The following is a 22,313-nucleotide window of genomic DNA, read 5'->3' as shown; positions in this document are numbered from 1 at the left end:
AAGAAAAATGTCGGAGCAAACCATCGCAACCGCGTTTGCGAAAGCCAGCGAAACCGACAAGGCGGAATTCGCCCATTTCCTGGCCGACCATGCGCTGAAAGAATCCGATTCGGCGCAGATACGCGCCCTTGTCGCCGCGTTTGACCGTTTCGTGGCCGAACGCCTGAAGGAGCGGTGATCATGGCATTCGATCTGGCCCGCGCGACGAAATATTTCCTGATGTGGGATTTCATCAAGGGCTTCGGCCTTGGCATGAAATATTTCGTGGCCCCGAAGGAAACCATCAACTACCCCCATGAAAAGGGACCGCTCTCGCCGCGCTTCCGGGGCGAACACGCCCTGCGCCGCTATCCCAACGGGGAAGAGCGCTGCATCGCCTGCAAGCTGTGCGAGGCGATCTGTCCCGCTCAGGCGATCACCATCGACGCCGAACCCCGCGCCGATGGCAGCCGCCGGACTACGCGCTATGATATCGACATGACCAAGTGCATCTATTGCGGTTTCTGTCAGGAAGCCTGCCCGGTGGATGCCATTGTCGAAGGCCCGAATTTCGAATTCGCGACGGAAACCCGCGAAGAGCTGTTCTATGACAAGGAAAAGCTTCTTGAGAACGGCGCCCGCTGGGAACCGGAGATTGCCCGTAACCTTGCACTGGATGCGCCCTACCGATGACTGATGCCTTCAATCGCCTGTTTCAGCAGATGATCCAGTCGGGTCAGGAGATGGCGCGGAGCTTCAATCCGGCGCTTGAGCATGTCGATACGAAAGCTTTCGAGAAGCTGATCCCGACAATGCCGGCCGATGTACTGGAAATGTGGTTCGGCAAGACCTTCAATCGCGAAGGTCTCGACGCCAAGACGCGCCTGCTTCTGACCATCGGTGCCATTACCGTTCAGGGCGCCATTGCCGAGCCTCAGCTTCGGCTGACCATCCGTCAGGCGATCGAGGCCGGAGCGACGAAGCGTGAGATTGCCGAAACAATTTATCAGATGAGCATGTTCGCAGGATTGCCCGCCATGCAGAAAGCACTTGAAATCGCCGCCGGCGTCTATGGCGAGGAGGACGAGGCATGATGATCTTCGCATTCTATCTTTTCGCCGTCATTGCCTGTGTTGCGGGCTTCATGGTGGTGATGTCGCGAAACCCGGTGCACTCGGTCTTGTGGCTGATCCTGACATTTCTCTGCGCCGCCGGGCTGTTCGTCCTGCAAGGGGCCGAGTTCATCGCCATGTTGCTGCTGATCGTCTATATCGGCGCGGTTGCAGTGCTGTTCCTGTTCGTCGTGATGATGCTGGATGTCGATTTCGCCGAATTGAGGGGAGAGCTTGCGCGGTTCCTGCCAATCGGGCTGGTCATTGCGCTGATGCTTCTGACCGTGTTGGGAATGAGCTTTGCGGGCTGGCAGAGCGCTGAAAATGCCGGGGATCTTCTGGCCGCGCCGATACCGGAAAATACATACAACACCAACTCTATCGGGCTTGTTCTGTATGATCGGTATTTCCTGGCCTTCCAGCTTGCCGGGCTGATCCTGCTGGTGGCGATGATCGGGGCAATCGTGCTGACGCTGCGCCATCGCCGCGATGTCAAACGGCAGAACGTGCTCAAGCAGATGTGGACCGATCCGAAGAAGCAGCTTGAGCTGCGCGACGTAAAACCGGGTCAGGGGCTTTGACGGCTGGCGGCTGGACCGCCATCGCCATTGGCATCGCAACGGCTGTGCTGGTGGCAAACGGATACTTCAGCGGGTGAAGACCCGAAGGGACAGAAACGATGATCGGATTGACACATTACCTTGTCGTGGGGGCGATACTGTTCGTCACCGGTGTTTTCGGCATTTTCGTGAACCGGAAGAACGTCATCGTCATCCTCATGTCGATCGAGCTGATGCTGCTTGCGGTGAACATGAACTTCATCGCGTTTTCCTCGCAGCTCAATGATCTGGGCGGGCAGGTCTTTACGCTGTTCGCGCTGACCGTCGCCGCAGCAGAGGCAGCGATTGGGCTTGCGATCCTTGTCGTGTTCTTCCGGAACCGCGGCACGATTGCCGTGGAAGACGTCAACGTGATGAAGGGCTGAGACGGACATGGAAAAGATCATCCTGTTTGCACCGCTCATCGGCTCTTTGATTGCCGGGTTCGGCTGGCGCGTGACCGGGGAAAAAGCCGCCCAGTATCTGACGACGGGTATTTTGTTCCTGTGCTGCCTGCTGTCCTGGATCGTGTTTTTCAGCTTTGACGGAGAGACCCGGCATATCCCGGTGATGGACTGGATCGTCTCGGGGGATTTCGTTTCGCAATGGTCGATCCGGCTGGACCGGCTGACCGCGATCATGCTGATCGTGGTGACGACGGTCTCGGCGCTCGTCCATCTGTATTCGATGGGCTACATGGCCCATGACGAGAATTTCACCGAGAAGGAAAACTACAAGGCACGGTTCTTCGCCTATCTGTCCTTCTTTACCTTCGCCATGCTGATGCTGGTGACTGCCGACAACCTGCTGCAGATGTTCTTCGGCTGGGAGGGCGTTGGTGTCGCATCTTATCTGCTGATCGGGTTCTATTATAAGAAGCCGAGCGCAGGGGCGGCTGCGATGAAAGCGTTCATCGTGAACCGGGTGGGTGATTTCGGCTTCCTGCTGGGGATTTTCGGGCTTTGGTGGCTGACCGGAACCGTCATGTTCGAGGAGATCTTCGCGCAGGTCCCCCAGATCGCGGAAACCTATGTGCGGTTCCTCTGGACCGATTGGAATGCGGCAAATCTTCTGGGTGTGCTGCTGTTCATCGGTGCGATGGGGAAATCGGCGCAGTTGCTGCTGCACACATGGTTGCCGGACGCGATGGAAGGCCCGACGCCGGTTTCGGCGCTGATCCATGCCGCGACGATGGTGACGGCGGGCGTGTTCCTTGTCTGTCGGATGTCGCCTTTGTATGAATTCGCGCCGGATGCGAAATTGTTTATCACCATTATCGGGGCCTGCACGGCGTTCTTCGCGGCAACGGTTGGGCTGGTGCAGAACGATATCAAGCGTGTGATCGCCTATTCGACCTGCTCGCAGCTTGGCTATATGTTCGTCGCTGCGGGTGTCGGCGTCTATTCGGCGGCGATGTTCCACCTGCTGACCCATGCATTCTTCAAGGCGATGCTGTTCCTCGGCGCCGGTTCGGTGATCCATGCGATGCATCACGAACAGGATATGCGGAATTATGGCGGGTTGCGGAAAAAGATCCCGCTGACCTTCTGGGCGATGATGATCGGGACGCTGGCCATTACCGGCGTCGGTATTCCGCTGACCACGATTGGTTTCGCGGGCTTCCTGTCAAAGGATGCGATCATCGAAAGCGCCTATGTCGGTAGTACATTCGCCTTCTGGTCGCTGGTGATCGCTGCCGGTTTTACCAGCTTCTATAGCTGGCGGCTGATGTTCATGACATTCTACGGAAAGCCGCGTGGTGACCATCACACGCATGACCATGCCCATGAATCGCCCAAGGTGATGACCATTCCACTTGGCGTTCTGGCCGTTGGCGCGGTTCTGGCCGGGATGGTCTGGTACGGAAGCTTCTTCGGCGACCGGGTTAACCAGTTCTTCCATATGGCCGGGGCAGAGGAAGCCGTCAGCGCCGAAGCGGAAACCGCTGAGGGCGAGGCATCGGGTGCAGAGGGCGCTGCCCCGGCACAGGCCGTCACGATCGTTGAAGCGAGCGGGGAAGCGGCGGCAGAAGAAGACCATGCTGCGGGAGGGCTGAATACGGATGTTCCGGCTCCGGTCGGCGGTGCGATCTATATGCACCCGGATAACCATGTTCTGCACGATGCTCATTACGCGCCGAAATGGGTCAAGGTCTCCCCCTTCATCGCGATGCTGATCGGGCTGTTCACGGCCTGGATGATGTATATCCGCTATCCCGAGGCACCTGCGAAATTGGCGGCGACTCAGCGTCCGCTTTATGAGTTCCTGCTGAACAAATGGTATTTCGACGAGATCTATGACCGCGTCTTCGTTCGCCCCGCGCGTTGGCTGGGCTGTTCGCTGTGGCAGGGCGGAGATGGCCGGGTTATCGACGGCGCGATCAACGGTCTGGCAATGGGCCTGATCCCGAGGCTGACGCGCTTTGCCGGGCGGCTTCAGTCGGGCTATCTGTTCCACTATGCGTTTGCGATGGTGCTTGGGATTCTGGCGCTGCTTGTCTGGGTTATGATGCGGGGGAGCATGTAAGATGACCAATATCCTCTCGATCATCACCTTCCTGCCTCTGGTCGCGGCGCTGATTCTGGCCGTGTTCCTGCGCGGCGACGATGAGGCCTCGCGGCGCAACGCCAAATGGCTGGCGCTGATCGCCACATCGGCGACCTTCCTCATTTCGCTTTATGTGCTGTTCGGCTTCGATCCCGCCAATACAGGCTTCCAGTTCGTCGAGGACCGGGTCTGGATCATGGGGCTGCGCTATAAGATGGGCGTGGACGGGATCTCGATCCTGTTCGTGATGCTGACCACCTTCCTGATGCCGCTGACCATCCTGTCTACCTGGGAGGTCGAAAATCGCGTCAAGGACTACATGATCGCCTTTCTGGTTCTGGAAGGGCTGATGATCGGCGTGTTCACCGCGCTGGATCTGATCCTGTTCTATCTGTTCTTCGAGGCAGGGCTGATCCCGATGTTCCTGATCATCGGCATCTGGGGCGGGCAGAACCGGATCTATGCCGCGTTCAAGTTCTTCCTGTATACCTTCCTCGGCTCGGTTCTGATGCTGGTGGCGATGATCACCATGTATCGCGCCGCCGGAACCACGGATATCGTCCAGCTTCTGGAGTTCGATTTCTCATCGACACCGTTGCACTTCCTTGGCTGGACCATTTTCGGCGGATTGCAGACGCTGCTGTTCCTGGCCTTCCTGGCATCGTTTGCCGTGAAAATGCCGATGTGGCCGGTCCATACCTGGTTGCCGGATGCTCACGTGCAGGCACCGACGGCGGGTTCGGTCGTGCTGGCGGCTGTGCTGCTGAAAATGGGCGGGTACGGCTTTCTGCGCTTCAGCCTGCCGATGTTCCCGGTCGCGTCAGAAATTTTCCAGCCGGTGATTTTCTGGCTGTCCGCAATTGCGATTGTCTATACTTCGCTGGTCGCGCTTGCGCAGACGGATATGAAGAAATTGATCGCCTATTCCTCCGTGGCCCATATGGGCTATGTGACGATGGGTATTTTCGCCGCCAATCAGGTTGGCGTTGACGGCGCGATCTTCCAGATGTTGAGCCACGGCTTCATCTCGGGGGCGCTGTTCCTGCTGGTCGGCGTGATCTACGACCGGATGCATACGCGCGAGATCGACGCTTATGGCGGCCTGGTGAACCGGATGCCGAAATATGCGCTTGTGTTCATGTTCTTCACGATGGCGAATGTCGGGCTGCCCGGCACGTCCGGCTTTGTCGGAGAGTTTCTGACCCTGCTGGGAACGTTCCGCGAAAATACCTGGGTTGGGCTGGTCGCGGCGACGGGTGTGATCTTCTCGGCGGCCTATGCGCTCTGGCTTTATCGCCGGGTGACGCTTGGTGCGCTGATCAAGGAGAGCCTGAAATCCATCACCGACATGACGCCGCGCGAACGCTGGATCTTCGTTCCGCTGATCGTCATGACGCTGTGGCTGGGTGTCTATCCGCGCGTCGTCACCAATATTACCGGGCCGAGTGTGGAGGCTTTGGTGACCAATGTCGCCGCAGCCACCGCCGATATGCCTGAAGATCCGGCTGCGTACCGCGTTGCCGAAGCCACTGCCGAGGCCGATGCGGCCGCGGCTGAGCACTGAGAGGACCGTCATGACTTCGCTCGACTTCACGATCATCATGCCGGAAATCCTGCTGGCCGTATATGCGCTGCTGGCGCTGCTGGCGGGGGCCTATCTGGGCAAGGACCGGATCGCCCGCACGCTGCTTTGGGTGACGGTCGGGGCCTTTCTGGTTCTGGCATTCTATGTCGGCATTGGCCGCCCCGCCGAGGGGGCCGCGTTTTTCGACATGTTCATCGCGGACGGGTTTTCGCGCTTCTGCAAGATCCTGATCCTGACAGCCGCCGCCGCGGTCATGGCGATGAGCGCCGATTACATGGACCGGCGCGGCATGCTGCGTTTCGAATATCCGATCCTGATCGCGCTTGCCGTTTGCGGGATGATGTTCATGGTCTCTGCCGGGGATCTGCTGATCCTGTATCTGGGGCTGGAGCTGCAATCCTTGTCGCTTTACGTGGTGGCGGCGATGCGCCGCGATTCCGTGCGGTCGTCCGAGGCCGGGCTGAAATATTTCGTTCTGGGCTCGCTCAGCTCGGGGATGCTGCTTTACGGTGCATCACTGGTCTATGGCTTCGCGGGGACGACGAATTTCTCGGGGATCATTCAGGTGGTCGAGGGCGGCAATCTGCCGGTCGGGCTGCTGTTCGGGATGGTGTTTGTCATCGTTGGTCTGGCCTTCAAGATCAGCGCCGTGCCGTTCCATATGTGGACGCCTGATGTGTATGAGGGATCTCCGACGCCGGTGACGGCTTTCTTTGCAACCGCACCCAAGGTTGCCGCAATGGCGCTGCTGGCGCGGGTGCTGACCGATGCGTTTGGCCGTGTTCCGGGCGATTGGGGACAGATCCTGGCGGTGCTGGCGGTGCTGTCGATGTTCCTGGGGTCGATCGCGGGTATCGGCCAGACCAATATCAAGCGTCTGATGGCCTATTCCTCGATCGCGCATATGGGATTTTCGCTGGTCGGACTGGCTTCCGGGACTGCGCTTGGTGTGCAGTCGATGCTGATCTATATGGCGATCTATGCGGTGATGAATGTCGGCGTGTTCGCATGGATCCTCTCGCTGGAGCGTGACGGTCAGCCCGTGACCGATCTGGCCAGCCTGCATCGGTTTGCCTCGGCGCAGCCTTTGAAGGGTTTCGCCGTGCTTATCCTGATGTTCAGCCTTGCCGGTGTACCGCCGATGCTGGGGTTCTTCGCGAAATTCGCGGTGCTTACGGCGGCTGTGGATGCCGGGATGGGCTGGCTTGCCGTGCTTGGTGTGATCGCCTCTGTGATCGGTGCGTTCTATTATCTGCGCATCGTCTATTACATGTATTTCGGCAAAGAAGCCGAGCCGGTGGGAAGCCGCATGGGCGTGGTTTCCTATGGTCTGCTGATTGCATCCGCAACGGCGGTTCTGCTTGGCTCGATCACCATGTTCGGTGTGGACCGCGCCGCGGGCCGTGCTGCGGAATCGCTGATGATCGTCGATACGCTTTCCCCTGACAGCACCGTCGCAGCGGTCGTGCCGCAAGGTGACTGATCTGGAGACCTGGCCCGAGGGCGTGGCGCGGCATATTCTGCAACGCTGCGCATCCACCAATGCCGAGGCGCTTCGGCTTGCTCCGCAGCTTGCGGGATCAGCATGGATTCTAGCGCATGAGCAGACGGCGGCGCGCGGAAGGCGCGGCAGAAGCTGGGCGATGCCGAAGGGCAATTTCGCGGCCTCTCTGGTGGTGAAGCCGGTGGGCGACGTGAATCAGGCGGCACTGTATTCCTTCGTGGCCGCGCTTGCCTTGCAGGATGCGTTGGTCTCGGTATGCGGCCCGTCTGCGCGGCTGGCGCTGAAATGGCCGAACGATGTTCTGCTCAGCGGCGGCAAGGTTGCGGGCATCCTGCTGGAAAGCACGGGGCAGGGGGACGGGATCTCGGATCTTGTGATCGGGATCGGCGTCAATCTGGCTGACGCCCCGCCGCCCGAGCCGCAAGCCGCATTCGCACCTGTCAGTGTCAGGCAAGAGACCGGCATCATCGTCACGCCGGAGGAATTCCTCGATCTGCTTGCCCCGGCATTTGCAGCATGGCAAAAACGTCTGCAGACTGAAGGTTTCGATCCTGTGCGCGAGGCATTTCTGGCCCGCGCGGCCAGATTGGGGGAGATCATCACGGCGCGGACCGGCACGGAAGAACTGACAGGACGGTTCGAGGGCATCGATTCCTCGGGCGCTCTGATCCTTGGCACCGGCAATGGCCGGCAATCCGTGCCCGCAGCGGATGTGTTTTTCTGATGCTGCTTTGTATCGATACCGGCAACACCAACACCGTGTTTTCCGTCTGGGACGGAGAGCGCTTCCTGTCGCATTGGCGCATCGCCACTGATCACAAGCGCACCGCTGACGAATATTACGTCTGGCTTCAGACGCTGATCTCGCTGACCCATTTCGAACTGGACATCGACAGTTGCATCATCTCATCCACCGTGCCGCGCGTCGTGTTCAATCTGCGTGTGCTGTGCAACCGCTATTTCAACACCCGCCCGCTTGTGGTCGGCAAGCCCGATTGCCTTTTGCCCGCAGAGCCTCAGATCGATCCGGGCGCAAGTGCCGGGCCGGATCGTATCGTGAATGCCTGGGCGGCCTATGACCGGCATGGCGGCGATCTGATCGTGGTCGATTTCGGTACGGCGACGACATTCGATGTGGCGGGGCATAATGGTGCCTATATTGGCGGGGTCATCGCGCCGGGCGTTAATCTCAGCCTTGAGGCGCTGCATATGGGGGCGGCAAATCTGCCTCATGTCGATGTCACCAGACCAACCAACCGGAATGGCAGCGAAACCGTTATTGGCACCAATACGGTGACCTGCATCCAGTCGGGGATATTCTGGGGCTATATCGGGCTGGTCGAGGGAATTATCCGCCGCATTCGGGATGAGCGCGGGCAGGAAATGAAAGTTATTGCGACCGGAGGACTTGCGCCCCTGTTCGAACAGGGGACAGATGTTTTCGACAATATCGAGGACGATCTGACGTCACACGGGCTCCGGCTCATCTATGATTATAATATGGAGGCGGGGAATGTCTGACCGGCTAATCTATCTGCCGCTTGGCGGCGCGGGCGAAATCGGCATGAACGCCTATGTCTATGGCTACGGCCCCAAGGGAAAAGAGCGTCTGATCCTTGTCGATCTGGGCGTCACCTTCGGCGATATGGATTCGACCCCCGGCATTGACCTGATCATGGCCGATATCGCCTGGCTTCAGGCCAATAAGAACCGGATCGAGGCGATTTTCATCACCCATGCGCATGAGGATCATGTCGGCGCGTTGGGCCTGCTGTGGGACCGGCTTGAACTGCCGGTTCACTGCCGCCTGTTCACCGGCACGCTGGCCCGCATGAAGATGGAAGAGCGTGGCTTGCCGACCGATGCGGTCAAGATACATGAGCCGCGCCCCGAGGTGATCACCGCCGGACCGTTCAAGGTTCAGTTCATGCCGATCAGCCACTCGATCCCCGAAAGCTCGGCTCTGTTGATCGACACGCCTGCCGGGCGGATCGTGCATACGGGCGATTTCAAGCTGGATGGCACGCCGGGCGTCGGTGAGGCCTTCGATCCGGTGCTCTGGCACGAAATCGCCGGAGAGGGCGATGGCGTCAAGGTTCTGACCTGCGATTCGACCAATGTGTTCAGCCCCAATCCCGGCCGGTCCGAGGCATTGCTGTCGAATCCGCTGCTGGATTTCGTCATGGTGCAGCCCAATATGGTCGTGGCCACGACATTTGCCTCCAATGTGGCCCGGGTGAAGACACTGGCCGAGGCAGGCGTGGCCGCCGGGCGCAAGATCTGCCTTCTGGGCCGCTCGATGCGGCGCATGGTGCAGGTGGCCGAGGAAACCGGCGTATTGACCGGTTTTCCCAACACGATCAGCCCCGAGGACGCCGCCGATCTGCCGCGCGATAAGGTCATGCTGATCGTGACCGGCAGCCAGGGTGAGCGGCGGGCGGCGACGGCTCAGCTTGCGCGGGGCTCTTATCTGGGGATCCGGCTGAAAGAGGGCGACAGCTTCCTGTTCAGTTCTCGGATCATCCCCGGCAATGAGCGCGGTGTGATCCGCAATATGAACCAGTTCTCGGAAATTGGGGTTGATGTCTATGACGCGGATGACGGGATCTATCACGTCTCGGGCCACGCGAACCGCCCCGATCTTGAGGCGGTGCATGATCTTCTGAAGCCGCAGATCCTGATTCCGATGCATGGTGAGCATATGCATCTGCGCGAACATGCCGGGATCGGACGCGGCAAGGGGATTGCCTCGATCGTGGCGACCAACGGAACGGTTGTCGATATTACCGGCGATACGCCTCAGATCGTGGATGAGGTTGAAAACGGACGGATCTATCTGGACGGCAATGTGCTGATCGGCGCGATGGACGGCGTTGTCCGTGACCGCATTCGCATGGCGCTGAACGGTCATGCGATGGTCAGCGTCATTATCGACGAAAACGACAATCCGTTCCCCGATGCCTGGGTCGAACCGATGGGTCTGCCAGAGCGGGGACGCTCGAATCAGCCCGTCGCTCAGATGATCGAGGGCGAGTTGTCCGAATTTCTGGAATCGGCAGATGCAAAGACAGTTGCCGACGATCAGAAGCTGGAGGAAGCTGTCCGCAAGATTACCCGCCAGGTGACGATGGAAGAGATCGGCAAGAAGCCCGAGGTCACGGTCATTATCAGCCGTCTCGCGCCCTGACAGAGGGCCCGCTTCATCGCCTGTCAATGCGGGGGATGTATGAGGAGGGCCGCGCATGTTCCTGTTTCTGGCGCTGAGCACCCTGGCGTTGGTGATGTTCTCGACCGGGCTTTCGCTGCGCGGTCGTGATTTTATCCGTATCTCCAGAATGCCCGAAGCCGCTATCCCGGGCCTTGCCCTGCAAATGCTGGCGCTTCCCGCCATTGCCTTTGTGATCGGAACGGCTCTGCTGCCTACCGAGGGTCGTGCGGCGCTGATGCTTGTCGCGATGGCGCCCGCAACGATGGCCTGCCATGTGCTTGTCGGCCTTGCCGGAGGCCATATCGGCCTTGCACGCTGCATTACTGCATGGTCCTCGGTGCTGGTCGTCCCCGTCATGCTGCTTTTCTGGACCGGCGGACAGCTTGCAGAGGTCTGGCAGCCGCTTCTGCTGGTCTACCTTCTGCCGCTTCTTCTTGGGCTCCTGCTCGCCGCACGCATGTCATTTTTGGCGGTGCGGATCGAGGGCAGGCTGACCATGCTCGGTTCTGTCCTGACAGGGATTGTGGTGCTGGTCACACTCGTAACCCGGACAGGTCGGGATGATCTTGTCATGGTTCCGGTATTGGTGCTGCTGGCTGCAATCGCCGTTTGCGCAGGCTGGCTGACGGGCCGAAGATCCGGCGCGGGCCGGGCAGAGACGCTGGCGCTGTCACTTGCCATGCAGAATATCGCTTTGCCGCCTGGCATCGGTTTGGCCGCGGGCAATGGGCCATATGCGGTTACCGCGGCTTTCTATGGAATCGCCATGTATCTCGCGGCCTTTTCCGTGCTCATCATCCGCGCAAGACGCCGCTGAGAGCTTGACGCGGCAACAAGCTCTTGCCACATGCTGCACCCCATGTCCGACAAGCCCTTCGATCCGAACCCGACCCATCGCAATTTCTATGGCCGCCGCCGTGGAAAGACGCTGCGGCCCAGTCAGAAGGGCTATCTGGCCGAGGATCTGGGCCCGCTTCAGCCGAAAGGCATCTCGATTGCGGATAATCCCGAACGCAGGCCTGTCTCGCCAGCCGAAATTTTTGGGGATGACCGGCCGGTCTGGCTTGAGATTGGATTCGGCGGCGGAGAGCATATGGTGCACATGGCCGCGACCTATCCCGGGGTCGGTGTGATCGGCTGTGAGCCCTATATCAACGGCGTTGCCATGCTGGTTGGAAAAATCAAATCCGCTGCTGTCCAAAATGTCAGCGTCCATCCGGGCGATGCACGCGACATGATGGATGTGCTGCCGGATGGGTCGGTGGCGAAAGCGTTTCTGAATTACCCCGACCCGTGGCCCAAAACCCGCCACCACCGCCGCCGCTTCGTGACGCCGGAACATCTTCTGCCGCTGCACCGCGTTATGGCTCCCGGCGCGGAATTCCGTGTCGCGACCGATATAAAATCCTATGTCCGCCAGACGCTTGACGAAGTTCCCCGGGCCGGATTCGAACTGGAGAGTCTGCGGGCCGGGGCGTGGCCGGACTGGTTGTCGACACGCTATGAACAAAAAGCCCTGCGCGAGGGCCGTTCGCCGACCTATATGTCATTCCGCAGGATCTGATGCCGGACCGGGGCGCTGCCCCGGACCCCGGGATATTTGCGCCAGGATGAAGATCGGCGTTCTGTCGCGACGGCCCGGCAGCAGTTTGGGCCAGTGACGGGCGACCGGACAGAACGCTTTCACCCTGGGCGGTCATCGGCGTCCCCGCCTGTACCGCCCGCCCGGAATAGCGCGAACCGGTTTCATCCTGGTTAAAATATCCCCGCCGGAGGCGTTATGTCCGCTCTGCTTCCTTGGCACGGTCCCAGAGGGCGTCCATCTCGGCGAGGGTGGATTGTTCGGGACGACGGCCTTCTGCTTGCAGCGCGGCCTCGATAGCGCGGAACCGGCGGGTGAATTTATCGTTTGCCGCGCGGAGAGCCTCTTCTGGCTCAATGCCCAGATGCCGTCCCAGATTCACCATGACGAAAAGCAGATCGCCATATTCTTCGGTCATATCTGCGTGATCTCCGCTGTCACGCGCTTCGACCAGTTCGGCGGTTTCTTCGGTGATCTTGTCCAGCACATCCCCGGCACCGGGCCAGTCGAACCCGACCCGTGCGGCACGGTTCTGAAGCTTCAGGGCGCGGGTCAGGGCCGGCAGGCCAAGCGCCACGCCATCCAGCACACCTTTTTCTGCCTTGGCGGCGCGTTCGGCGGCTTTGATCGTTTCCCAGTCTGCGACTTGCTGTGCCGCCGATTTATCGCGCGATTCATCGCCGAAAACATGCGGATGGCGGTCGATCAGCTTGTCCGAGATCTTTGCTGCAACGTCAGCAAATCCGAACATACCCTTTTCAGCGGCCATTTGTGCGTGAAACACCACCTGAAGAAGCAGGTCTCCTAGCTCACCGGGGAACTCGTCCCAGGCTTCCCGGGAAATTGCATCTGCGACCTCATAGGCTTCCTCGATTGTATAGGGCGCGATTGAGGCGAAATCCTGCTCGATATCCCAGGGACAGCCTTTTTCAGGATCGCGCAGCGCCGCCATAATGTCGATGAGGCGGGTGATTTCGGTCTGGTTCCGGTCCGTTTCGTTCATTCTGGTCCTCCTGCGGCAGTGAAGCCGTGCCACAGCACTGCGCCTGAGTCCATCTTTGGAGGTGAGGAACCGATATCTGTCGGCAGGAGGCCCCCGGCTTCCTTGCCAAGCGCGTCCGCGAAGATTAGGTTGCGCCGCAATTCCGGGGCGTGCTGCCCCGACATATGCCCGATCTTTCCGAAAGGACCGTCAATGTTCGTTTCTCCCGCTTATGCGCAAGCCGCCGGCCCCGGTGGCGGTTCGGCGATCTCCTCGCTGGTCATGATGGCTGCGATTTTTGGGATCATGTATTTCCTGGTCCTGCGTCCGCAGCAGAAGCGTATGAAACAGCACCGTGAGATGGTTTCGGGGCTGAAGCGGGGGGATCTGGTGGTGACCCAGGGCGGTCTGATCGGCAAGATTACCGATGTGAAGGACGAAGAAGTCTCGGTCGAGATCGCACAGGGCGTGAAGGTCCGTGTGGTCCGTTCGACGGTTGCTCAGACGATCGACAGGACCCCGCCTGCCGCTGCCAATTCTTAAGGCCCTGCCGACATGTTGGACATCCCGCTTTGGAAACGCGTCCTGATTCTGGGCGTGGTGGTCATCGGCCTCGTCTGGGCCATGCCGAATCTGTTCTATTCCCGGGTCGAGGCGCATAATGATGCGCTTGCCGCGGCAGAAAGCGCAGGTTTCGTGACCGACGAACAGCAGGCCGCGATCGATCGCTGGCCGGGCTGGCTTCCCAGTGGGCTGGTCAATCTGGGTCTGGATCTGCGCGGCGGTGCGCATTTGCTGGCCGAGGTTCATACCGAGGATGTCTATAAATCGCGCATGGATTCGCTCTGGCCCGAGCTGCGCCGCACTCTGGCCGCTGAACGCGATACGGTTGGTGCGGTGCGCCGGGTGCCGGGTCCCGAGGATGAGCTTCATGTCGAGATCGGAAACCCCGACCAGATGGCCCGCGCGGTAGAGGTGGCCCGGGCGCTGTCCTCTCCGGTCGTGTCGCTGACCGGCGCGGGCCAGTCGGATATGGAGTTCAGTGCGTCCGGCAATGTGTTGACCGTGCGCCTGTCGGATGCCGAGAAATCGGCGACGGATGACCGGACCATTCAGCAGTCGCTGGAAATCGTTCGCCGTCGCGTCGATGAGGTCGGGACGCGTGAACCGACCATTCAGCGTCAGGGCGAAGACCGGATCCTGATTCAGGTGCCTGGCATCGGCTCTGCGGCCGAGTTGAAAGAGCTGATCGGGACCACGGCGCAGCTGACCTTCAATCCCGTGATCCAGAGCGGCTCTGACCCTGACGGGCGTCCGGGGCTTGGGAATATCATCCTGCCGGCGCAGGAGCAGCCGAATTACTATTACACCGTCGAGGAAGCCCCTGTCGTCACCGGCGAGGAGCTGACCGACGCCACGCCGGGCTTCGACCAGAACGGTCAGCCAGCGGTGAATTTCCGCTTCAATCCTTCGGGGGCACGTAAATTCGGGGCCTATACAGCGGCGAATATCGGCCAGCCCTTCGCCATCGTTCTGGACGGAGAGGTGATCTCTGCGCCGGTCATCCGCGATGCGATTACTACGGGTTCGGGACAGATTTCCGGTGCTATGGATGTCGCGGGGTCGACGCAGCTTGCGGTTCTGCTGCGCGCCGGGGCGCTTCCGGCTGAACTGACCTTCCTTGAGGAACGCACGATCGGGCCGGAATTGGGGCAGGACAGTATCGACGCGGGAAAGATCGCGTCGATTGTCGCGATTATCGGTGTGGTTGCCTATGTCGTGGCAAGCTATGGCGTGTTCGGGGTGTTCGCCTCGGTTGCGGTCATGATCAACGTGATCCTGATCCTTGCCTTCATGTCGGCCATCGGGGCGACGCTGACCCTGCCCGGCATTGCCGGGATCGTGCTGACCATCGGCACGGCGGTGGATGCGAATGTCATCATCTATGAGCGGATTCGCGAGGAATTGCGGCGCGGCAAGCGGGTGGTGACATCCATCGATACCGGCTTCCGCGAGGCGATGTCGGCAATCATCGACGCCAATGTCACGACCTTTATCGCCGGGCTGGTCATGTTCTTCCTCGGCTCGGGTCCGGTGAAGGGATTTGCCGTGACGCTGACCATCGGGCTTGCAAGCTCGGTCTTCACGGCGATTTACCTGACACGGCTGATGATCGTATTCTGGCTTGAGCGCCGCAAACCGAAGCAACTGGTTCTCTGAGGGGGATATTATGGCATTCCGTCTGAAACTCGTCCCCGACGAAACGAAATTCGATTTCTTCCGCTATCAGGTCTATACTTTCGGGTTGTCGGCAGTGCTGATGGTGCTTTCAGTCATCGTGCTGCTGACGATGGGGCTGAATTTCGGCATCGATTTCCGGGGCGGCACGACGATCCGCACCGAAAGCACCACGGCCTTTGATATCGGCGAATATCGCAGCGCTCTGGACGGGATCGAAGGGATCGGCGATGTCTCGATCACCGAGGTATTCGATCCGACCTTCGGCGAGGACAGGCATGTCGCCCAGATCCGTATCGGCTCGGTGGAAGACACCGAGGCGATGACGCCCGAACAGATTTCGGATGTCGAGACGGCGCTGAAAGAGGTCGATCCGAATGTCACCTTCGCGGCGGTTGAATCGGTCGGCCCGAAAGTGTCGGGCGAGCTGATCAAGACGGCTGTCTATGCGGTGCTTGCGGCCTCTGTTGGGATCTTGCTGTATATCTGGATGCGCTTTGAATGGCAGTTCGCGATTGGCGGCGTCGTTGCGATCATCCATGACGTGCTGCTGACAATGGGAATTTTCGCGGCGTTGCAGCTTCGCTTCGATCTTTCCACCATTGCTGCTTTGCTGACCATTCTGGGGTATTCGATCAACGATACGGTGGTCGTGTTCGACCGGCTTCGTGAAAACCTGATCAAGTACAAGACCCTCCCGTTGATCGAGGTGATGAACCTCTCGGTCAATGAAACCCTGTCGCGCACCGTCATGACGGCCGTCACTACGGCCATTGCGCTGACCGCGATGCTGGTTCTTGGCGGGGATGTGATCCGTGGCTTCGTCTTCGCCATGTTGTGGGGGGTAATCGTCGGGACCTATTCCTCGGTCTATGTCGCGAAGAATATCGTGCTGTGGCTTGGTGTGAACCGTGATTTCTCGAAGCCCGATCCCGATGCGCTGCCCGAGCAGTTCAGGGAATCGCCCTGATGCAACTGACCGATGCCCAGTATCCGAACGGGGCGTTGCCCGTGGATGGCTATGGAACGGGTTTCTTCAGGATTAACGGCAAGCTGCATGAAGGCGGCATCGTCGTTTCGTCGGCGCAGGGAGTCGTAAGCTGGGGCGGGCTTGCCGACCGGGCGCCGGTTCTGGCGCTTGGCGGGCATGTGGATGTGCTGTTCCTTGGCATGGGCGCGGATATCGCCATGCCGCCCCGCGATCTGCTGAGCGCTCTCGATGAGAAAGGCGTGATGGCCGAGGCAATGTCGTCGCCCTCGGCTGCACGCAGCTATAATGTCTTATTGTCAGAGGGCAGGCGGGTTGCCTGCGCCCTGATCCCGGTATGACTTTGCTCTCCGTCCATCAGCTTGCCGTGTCGCGCGGTGGGATGCGGACGGTCGAGGGCATAGGCTTTACGCTGGATGCGGGGCAGGCTCTGGTTCTTCGCGGGCCGAACGGGATCGGCAAGACAACGCTTCTGCGCACGATCGCAGATCTTCAGCCGCCTGTCTCGGGCCGGATAGAGCTTGCGCCCGACAGTGTCGCCTATGCCGCACATGCCGATGGTCTGAAATCCGCGCTGAGCGTGCGCGAAAACCTTCTCTTCTGGGCGAAAATCTTCGGGCGCGATCAGGTCGATCATGCAATAGCGGCAATGAATCTTGCGGAACTGGCCGACCGTCCGGCGGGAGCGCTTTCGGCGGGACAGAAGCGTCGGCTGGGTCTGGCGCGATTGCTGGTGACCGGCCGGGCGCTTTGGGTTCTGGATGAGCCGACCGTGTCGCTCGATGCGGATTCGGTGCAGCTTTTCGCCGGGCTGATCCGGGCGCATCTGGCGCAGGGCGGGGCTGCGCTGATCGCGACCCATATCGACCTTGCGCTGCCAGAGGCGAAGATCCTCGATCTGACCGAATTCCGCGCCCGTCCCAAGCGCAGCGGTTCCGCCCCTGCCGGATTCAACGAGGCGTTCGCCTGATGGTCCCGCATCTTGATCATCGCGGACCGGAGAACCTCCGGTGATCGCCCTTCTGCTGAGGGATCTGAAACTGGCAACCCGCGCGGGGGGCGGGTTCGGGCTTGGATTGGCCTTTTTTCTAATCGTCTGCACGCTGGTTCCCTTTGGCGTCGGGCCAGAGGGTGAGATACTGGCGCGGATCGCCCCCGGCATCCTCTGGGTGGGGGCACTGTTATCCTGCCTGCTGTCGCTCGACCGGATTTTCGCTCTGGATCACGAGGATGGCTCTCTGGACCTGCTGGCGACCGCGCCGATCCCGCTGGAAGGGGCGGTTGCGGTGAAGGCACTGGCGCATTGGCTGACGACCGGGCTGCCTCTGACGGTGGCGGCCCCGGTTTTCGGGGTGCTGCTTCATCTTCCGCCTGAAGCGATGCTCTGGCTGGTGGTTTCGCTGCTGATTGGCACGCCCGCCCTGTCGATGCTGGGTGCGTTCGGGGCGGCGATCACTGTGGGGCTGCGCCGGGGCGGCCTGCTGCTGTCGCTTCTGGTGCTGCCGCTTTACGTCCCGACGCTGATTTTCGGGGCCGAAACGGTGCGGGCGGGTTCCTCCGCTCTGGACCCGACAACGCCGCTGGTTTTCCTTGCCGCGATCACGCTGCTGACCGGAGGGCTGATCCCTTTCGCCGCGGCTGCGGCATTACGTATCAATCTGCGGTAAAGACTTCGCCAGCGAAACCGGGTAAGGACTTCACCCTGACCCCGCTCCGCGCTAGGAACAGCCCATGTCGATCTGGGAATATGCCAACCCCGTCAAGTTCATGCGCAGCTCGGGCATTGCACTGCCCTGGGTCGTGGCAGGCGCGGCATTATGCACCGTCACCGGGCTGATCTGGGGCTTTCTGACGCCCGAAGATTACAAGCAGGGTGCGACGGTCAAGATCATCTTCATTCATGTCCCGGCGGCACTCATGGCGATTAATTGCTGGCTGATGATGCTGGTGGCCTCGCTGATCTGGCTTGTACGACGTCACCATGTCAGCGCATTGGCCGCAAAGGCCGCCGCGCCGGTCGGCGCCGTGATGACGCTGATCGCGCTGATCACCGGCGCGATCTGGGGACAGCCGATGTGGGGGACGTGGTGGGAATGGGACCCGCGCCTGACCAGCTTCCTGATCCTGTTCCTGTTCTATCTGGGCTATATCGCGCTGTGGCAGGCGGTCGAGGACCCTGACAGCGCCGCCGATCTGACCGGAGTCCTGTGTCTTGTCGGGTCAGTTTTTGCGCTGCTCAGCCGCTATGCGGTCAATTTCTGGAATCAGGGGCTGCATCAGGGCGCGTCCCTGTCCGTCGCGCCGGGCGAAAGGATGAGCGCGGTCTACCGCTATCCGCTTTATCTGACCATGCTTGGCTTTTTCCTTTTATTTCTGGCGCTGCTGCTGATCCGGACCCGGACTGAGATCCGGATCCGCCGCGTCGCCGCTCTTCAGGCACGGGAGGCACGTCAGTGATCGAGTTGGGAAAATACGCGGGAACCGTCCTGTCAGCCTATGGGATCAGCCTTGCGCTTCTGGCCGCGATCATCTGGCAAAGCGTGGCCCGCAATGCCCGCGCCCGTCGCGCTCTGGCTCAGCAGGAGGGCAAGCCCGATGCGCGTTAAGCCTCTGATGCTGGTGCCGCCAGTCCTGTTTCTGGCGCTTGCCCTGATCTTTCTGTGGGGGATGGGCCGGGATGATCCCAGTGCGCTGCCCTCGGCCTTTATCGGACAAGAAGCGCCGCCTCTGCCCGAGACTACCCTGCCGGGCTATACAATGCTGACCGATGAGATGTTGCGGCAGCCCGGCGTGAAGCTGGTGAATTTCTGGGCAAGCTGGTGTCCGCCCTGCCGGGCCGAGCATCCCACGCTGATGGAGCTGTCGAAACGCCTGCCGGTCTATGGCGTGGATCTGAAAGATAAGGAGTCCGACGCGCTGCGTTTCCTTGAACAGGACGGCAACCCATTCCATGCCGTCGCCACCGATCCGAATGGTCGGGGCGCGATTGACTGGGGCGTGTCCGCACCGCCCGAGACCTTCATTCTGGATGGAGAGGGCAGGGTCCTTTATCGCCATGCCGGCCCGCTGATCCGCGAGGATTACACCAACCGTTTCCTTCCCGAACTGGAAAAGGCATTGGCGGCTGAGGGTGGCTAATCCCTGGTTTCCAGATCGGTCTGGATCCATTCCGGACCGTGATGGATATCCACGGTTTTCAGCTTTCCCGGCCCCAGATTGCTGAATTTATGCGGCACATTTGCCGGGCCGACCAGAACGTCTCCGGCTTCGGCCTCAATGACGGTGTCGCCGATCTGATAGCGTCCGCGACCTTCCAGCACGATGAATGTCTCGGCATAGGGATGGACATGCAGCACCGGTCCCTGTCCGATTTCCTCGGTTTCATAGAAAGCAAGCGTCGCATCCGTTCCGGCGTGGATACCTTCCAGCCTGCCGCGCCATGCGCCGGGTTTATAGGCCCAGTCATCACGGGTGAACCGTCGGGCTGAATCGTTGTGTTTGTCGTCCATCATATCCTCGCTCAGAAAGGCACGTCATCGCCCGCGCCGACTGGCTGGACATAGCCTGCCTTGACGTTCTTGAACCCGGCGGGGAATTGGATCGTCAGAGTATCCTCGGCGATGCCCATCACCGTGCCTTCGCCGAATTTCGGATGGCTGACCGTATCACCAACGCTGAACCCCACGGCCTCGGCGTCGATCACCGTCGCGGCAGGGGCGCGGGGCTTGGCCCGCATATCTCCGCGCGAGGCCATGCGTTTCCAGCCGGGCGAGTTATAGACATCCGCATGCGCCGCGCGGTTCTGCATCGCCGCCCCGAAATCGGTCCCCGCCGCCATTGCGGCCCCGCCATAGCCCTGACCATACAGGCCGGGCGCGGTCAGCACCTCGACATGTTCTTCGGGCAGTTCGTCGATGAAACGTGAGGGCAGAGAGCTTTGCCACTGCCCGTACATCCGCCGGTTGCCCGCGAAGCTGATCGTTGCCAGCTTCTCGGCGCGGGTGATGCCGACATAGGCAAGACGGCGTTCCTCCTCCAGCCCTTTCATGCCGGTTTCATCCATGCTGCGCTGTGACGGGAACAGCCCGTCCTCCCATCCCGGCAGGAAGACGATGGGATATTCCAGACCCTTCGCGGCATGCAGTGTCATGATCGACACGGCGTCCTGCGCCTCATCATTGTCGCGATCCATGACAAGCGCGACATGTTCCAGAAACCCCTGAAGATTGTCGAATTCCTCAAGCGCCTTCACCAGTTCTTTCAGGTTTTCCAGCCGCCCCGGCGCGTCGGGCGATTTGTCGTTCTGCCACATGGCGGTATAGCCGGTTTCGTCCAGAATCCGCTCGGCCAGTTGCACATGATCCGCCTGCGGGTCGAGCGCATCTGCATGGAACCGGCCCATCGCCTGTACAAATTCGCGCAGATTCGCCAGACCCTTACCGCCAAGCAGTCCGTTCGCCACCACGGATTGTGCGCCAATCAGCAGAGGCTCGGCCATTTCCCGCGCCTCGGCCTGTATGACCTGCATCGCCTTGTCGCCGAGGCCGCGCTTGGGTGTGTTCACGATACGCTCAAACGCGAGATCGTCCGAAGGGCTGACCGCCAGCCGGAAATAGGCCATTGCGTCGCGGATTTCTGCCCGTTCATAGAAGCGGGGACCGCCGATCACGCGATAGGGCAGGCCGATGGTCAGAAATCGGTCCTCGAAGCCCCGCATCTGATGCGAGGCCCGCACGAGGATCGCAACATCGTTCAGATCATGCTTGCCGACGCTGCGCCGCGTGCCCGAATGGAAATCCTCGATCTCTTCTCCGATCCAGCGGGCTTCGGCCTCGCTGTCCCAGTGGCCGATCAGCCGGACCTGATGCCCGCCCTCGGATTCGGTCCATAGCGTCTTGCCCAACCGGCCCTTGTTCGCCGTGATCAGACCAGAGGCCGCGCCAAGGATATGCGGCGTGGATCGGTAATTCTGTTCCAGCCGGATGACCTGAGCGCCGGGGAAATCACTTTCGAAGCGCAGGATATTGCCGACCTCGGCCCCGCGCCAGCCATAGATCGACTGGTCGTCATCGCCCACACAGCAGATATTGCGATGGGCCTGCGCCAGCAGCCGCAGCCACAGATATTGCGCGACATTCGTGTCCTGATATTCGTCGACGAGGATATAGTGAAAGCGGTTCTGCCACTGCGCCAGAATATCGGGATGCGCCTGAAACAGTGTCACGCAATGCAACAGCAGATCGCCGAAATCCACCGCGTTCAGCGCCAGCAGCCGATCCTGATAGGCGCGGTAAAGCTGCACGCCCTTGCCGTCGAAACCGGCACCTTCGTTACGGGAGACCTTATCCGGCGTCAGTGCCCGGTTCTTCCAGCCATCGATCAGCCCGGCCAGTTGCCGTGCGGGCCAACGTTTTTCGTCGATATTCTCGGCGGCGATCAGTTGCTTCAGCAGACGCAGCTGATCGTCGGTGTCCAGAATGGTGAAGCTGGTCTTCAGATGCAGATCGCCGCGCCCGATCAATTCGGCATGGCGGCGCAGGATCTTCACGCTGACGCTGTGAAACGTCCCCAGCCACGGCATTCCCTCAACCGCCTCTCCGAGCAGTCGCCCGATCCGGTCGCGCATTTCCCGCGCGGCCTTGTTGGTGAAGGTCACGGCCAGAAGCTGCCCCGGTCGCGCCCGTCCAGTGGAAATCAGATGCGCGATTCGCGTGGTCAGCGCCCGGGTCTTGCCGGTCCCCGCACCCGCCAGCATCAGCACCGGCCCGTCCAGCGTTTCCACCGCCTGACGCTGAGCCTCGTTCAGCCCGTCCAGATAGGGTGGCGGGCCAGAGGGCATTCCCATCGCACGCTGAGACAGGCTCAGTCGCTGCTCTGCCGCTTCGAAAGGGTCTGAATCGTCATGACTGGTCATGACGGCAACATAGCGGCTTGTTCATCCGCAGCAAAGGGGTGTTCCTGAAATGTTCGAAATGCATGTCGAGACTTG

At 60.5% G+C, this 22,313-nt stretch carries 25 protein-coding genes; 22 read left to right on the top strand and 3 right to left on the bottom strand.

What is annotated here, in order from left to right; genetic code table 11:
• The first annotated feature begins 7 nt into the window (after positions 1-7).
• The 13 genes from PAE61_RS12530 to trmB all read left to right on the top strand — a co-directional run bounded on the left by PAE61_RS12530 (position 8) and on the right by trmB (position 12,098).
• On the top strand, positions 8-178 hold the full coding sequence (locus PAE61_RS12530; RefSeq protein ID WP_271112716.1) for a hypothetical protein: 171 nt from the start codon (positions 8-10) through the stop codon (positions 176-178).
• Positions 179-180: 2 nt separating this feature from the next.
• Entirely contained in the window at positions 181-672 is a 492-nt protein-coding gene (gene nuoI, locus PAE61_RS12525; protein WP_271112715.1) for an NADH-quinone oxidoreductase subunit NuoI, read from the top strand.
• On the top strand, positions 669-1,073 hold the full coding sequence (locus PAE61_RS12520) for a carboxymuconolactone decarboxylase family protein (RefSeq protein WP_271112714.1): 405 nt from the start codon (positions 669-671) through the stop codon (positions 1,071-1,073). The genes nuoI and PAE61_RS12520 overlap by 4 nt, the downstream gene beginning before the upstream one ends.
• Positions 1,070-1,672 (top strand): NADH-quinone oxidoreductase subunit J, encoded by a 603-nt coding sequence (locus tag PAE61_RS12515; RefSeq protein WP_271112713.1) that lies wholly within the window; start codon positions 1,070-1,072, stop codon positions 1,670-1,672. Before PAE61_RS12520 ends, PAE61_RS12515 begins: the two co-directional genes overlap by 4 nt.
• Positions 1,673-1,770: 98 nt before the next feature.
• Positions 1,771-2,076: an NADH-quinone oxidoreductase subunit NuoK gene (gene nuoK / locus PAE61_RS12510; RefSeq protein ID WP_271112712.1), complete on the top strand. Its 306-nt coding sequence runs from the start codon at positions 1,771-1,773 to the stop codon at positions 2,074-2,076.
• 7 nt (positions 2,077-2,083) lie between these two features.
• The gene (gene nuoL, locus PAE61_RS12505; protein ID WP_271112711.1) at positions 2,084-4,216 is read left to right on the top strand and encodes an NADH-quinone oxidoreductase subunit L; all 2,133 of its coding nucleotides are present in this window, start codon (positions 2,084-2,086) and stop codon (positions 4,214-4,216) included.
• A gap of 1 nt (position 4,217) precedes the next feature.
• Positions 4,218-5,801 carry an NADH-quinone oxidoreductase subunit M gene (locus PAE61_RS12500; protein WP_271112710.1) on the top strand — a complete coding sequence of 528 codons (1,584 nt, stop codon included), beginning with the start codon at positions 4,218-4,220 and terminating at the stop codon, positions 5,799-5,801.
• A gap of 10 nt (positions 5,802-5,811) precedes the next feature.
• Positions 5,812-7,305: an NADH-quinone oxidoreductase subunit NuoN gene (nuoN, locus tag PAE61_RS12495; RefSeq protein WP_271112709.1), complete on the top strand. Its 1,494-nt coding sequence runs from the start codon at positions 5,812-5,814 to the stop codon at positions 7,303-7,305.
• Between the two features lies 1 nt (position 7,306).
• On the top strand, positions 7,307-8,050 hold the full coding sequence (locus tag PAE61_RS12490) for a biotin--[acetyl-CoA-carboxylase] ligase (protein WP_271115150.1): 744 nt from the start codon (positions 7,307-7,309) through the stop codon (positions 8,048-8,050).
• A complete protein-coding gene (locus PAE61_RS12485) occupies positions 8,050-8,847 on the top strand; it encodes a type III pantothenate kinase (protein ID WP_271112708.1) in 798 nt (265 codons plus the stop codon). Before PAE61_RS12490 ends, PAE61_RS12485 begins: the two co-directional genes overlap by 1 nt.
• Complete coding sequence (locus PAE61_RS12480; protein ID WP_271112707.1) at positions 8,840-10,513, top strand: ribonuclease J; 1,674 nt, start codon at positions 8,840-8,842, stop codon at positions 10,511-10,513. The genes PAE61_RS12485 and PAE61_RS12480 overlap by 8 nt, the downstream gene beginning before the upstream one ends.
• Before the next feature lie 55 nt (positions 10,514-10,568).
• Positions 10,569-11,351, top strand: coding sequence for a hypothetical protein (locus PAE61_RS12475; RefSeq protein ID WP_271112706.1), 783 nt, complete (start codon positions 10,569-10,571; stop codon positions 11,349-11,351).
• A 42-nt stretch (positions 11,352-11,393) separates the two neighbouring features.
• Complete coding sequence (gene trmB, locus PAE61_RS12470) at positions 11,394-12,098, top strand: tRNA (guanine(46)-N(7))-methyltransferase TrmB (protein ID WP_271112705.1); 705 nt, start codon at positions 11,394-11,396, stop codon at positions 12,096-12,098.
• Positions 12,099-12,312: 214 nt separating this feature from the next.
• Here the strand turns inward: trmB and mazG are convergent, their stop codons facing one another.
• Positions 12,313-13,119: a nucleoside triphosphate pyrophosphohydrolase gene (mazG, locus tag PAE61_RS12465; protein ID WP_271112704.1), complete on the bottom strand. Its 807-nt coding sequence runs from the start codon at positions 13,117-13,119 to the stop codon at positions 12,313-12,315.
• Positions 13,120-13,311: 192 nt separating this feature from the next.
• Here mazG and yajC point away from each other — a divergent pair, with 192 nt between their 5' ends.
• The 9 genes from yajC (at position 13,312) to PAE61_RS12420 (ending at position 19,462) form a co-directional block, all read left to right on the top strand.
• Entirely contained in the window at positions 13,312-13,641 is a 330-nt protein-coding gene (gene yajC, locus PAE61_RS12460; RefSeq protein ID WP_271112703.1) for a preprotein translocase subunit YajC, read from the top strand.
• Between the two features lie 12 nt (positions 13,642-13,653).
• The gene (secD, locus tag PAE61_RS12455) at positions 13,654-15,318 is read left to right on the top strand and encodes a protein translocase subunit SecD (protein ID WP_271112702.1); all 1,665 of its coding nucleotides are present in this window, start codon (positions 13,654-13,656) and stop codon (positions 15,316-15,318) included.
• A gap of 10 nt (positions 15,319-15,328) precedes the next feature.
• On the top strand, positions 15,329-16,306 hold the full coding sequence (gene secF, locus PAE61_RS12450; protein WP_271112701.1) for a protein translocase subunit SecF: 978 nt from the start codon (positions 15,329-15,331) through the stop codon (positions 16,304-16,306).
• Positions 16,306-16,665, top strand: coding sequence for an Mth938-like domain-containing protein (locus PAE61_RS12445; RefSeq protein WP_271112700.1), 360 nt, complete (start codon positions 16,306-16,308; stop codon positions 16,663-16,665). The genes secF and PAE61_RS12445 overlap by 1 nt, the downstream gene beginning before the upstream one ends.
• Complete coding sequence (gene ccmA / locus PAE61_RS12440; protein ID WP_271112699.1) at positions 16,662-17,294, top strand: heme ABC exporter ATP-binding protein CcmA; 633 nt, start codon at positions 16,662-16,664, stop codon at positions 17,292-17,294. The genes PAE61_RS12445 and ccmA overlap by 4 nt, the downstream gene beginning before the upstream one ends.
• Positions 17,295-17,334: 40 nt before the next feature.
• Positions 17,335-17,991, top strand: coding sequence for a heme exporter protein CcmB (gene ccmB, locus PAE61_RS12435; protein ID WP_271112698.1), 657 nt, complete (start codon positions 17,335-17,337; stop codon positions 17,989-17,991).
• 64 nt (positions 17,992-18,055) lie between these two features.
• Positions 18,056-18,781 (top strand): heme ABC transporter permease, encoded by a 726-nt coding sequence (locus PAE61_RS12430; protein ID WP_271112697.1) that lies wholly within the window; start codon positions 18,056-18,058, stop codon positions 18,779-18,781.
• Positions 18,778-18,930 carry a heme exporter protein CcmD gene (gene ccmD / locus PAE61_RS12425; RefSeq protein WP_271112696.1) on the top strand — a complete coding sequence of 51 codons (153 nt, stop codon included), beginning with the start codon at positions 18,778-18,780 and terminating at the stop codon, positions 18,928-18,930. Before PAE61_RS12430 ends, ccmD begins: the two co-directional genes overlap by 4 nt.
• A 7-nt stretch (positions 18,931-18,937) precedes the next feature.
• Complete coding sequence (locus tag PAE61_RS12420; RefSeq protein WP_434803134.1) at positions 18,938-19,462, top strand: DsbE family thiol:disulfide interchange protein; 525 nt, start codon at positions 18,938-18,940, stop codon at positions 19,460-19,462.
• On the opposite strand, the gene PAE61_RS12415 is transcribed toward PAE61_RS12420, so the two are convergent.
• Positions 19,459-19,833 carry a cupin domain-containing protein gene (locus PAE61_RS12415; RefSeq protein WP_271112694.1) on the bottom strand — a complete coding sequence of 125 codons (375 nt, stop codon included), beginning with the start codon at positions 19,831-19,833 and terminating at the stop codon, positions 19,459-19,461. The two genes, PAE61_RS12420 and PAE61_RS12415, sit on opposite strands and share 4 nt — an antisense overlap.
• 11 nt (positions 19,834-19,844) lie before the next feature.
• Entirely contained in the window at positions 19,845-22,238 is a 2,394-nt protein-coding gene (locus PAE61_RS12410) for an ATP-dependent helicase (RefSeq protein WP_271112693.1), read from the bottom strand.
• Between the last annotated feature and the right edge of the window lie 75 nt (positions 22,239-22,313).

It is taken from the genome of Paracoccus aerodenitrificans, from assembly GCF_027913215.1.
Lineage (GTDB): Bacteria > Pseudomonadota > Alphaproteobacteria > Rhodobacterales > Rhodobacteraceae > Paracoccus > Paracoccus aerodenitrificans.
Note: the sequence above shows the minus strand (reverse complement) of the source record. Positions and strands in the feature narration are given on the sequence as shown.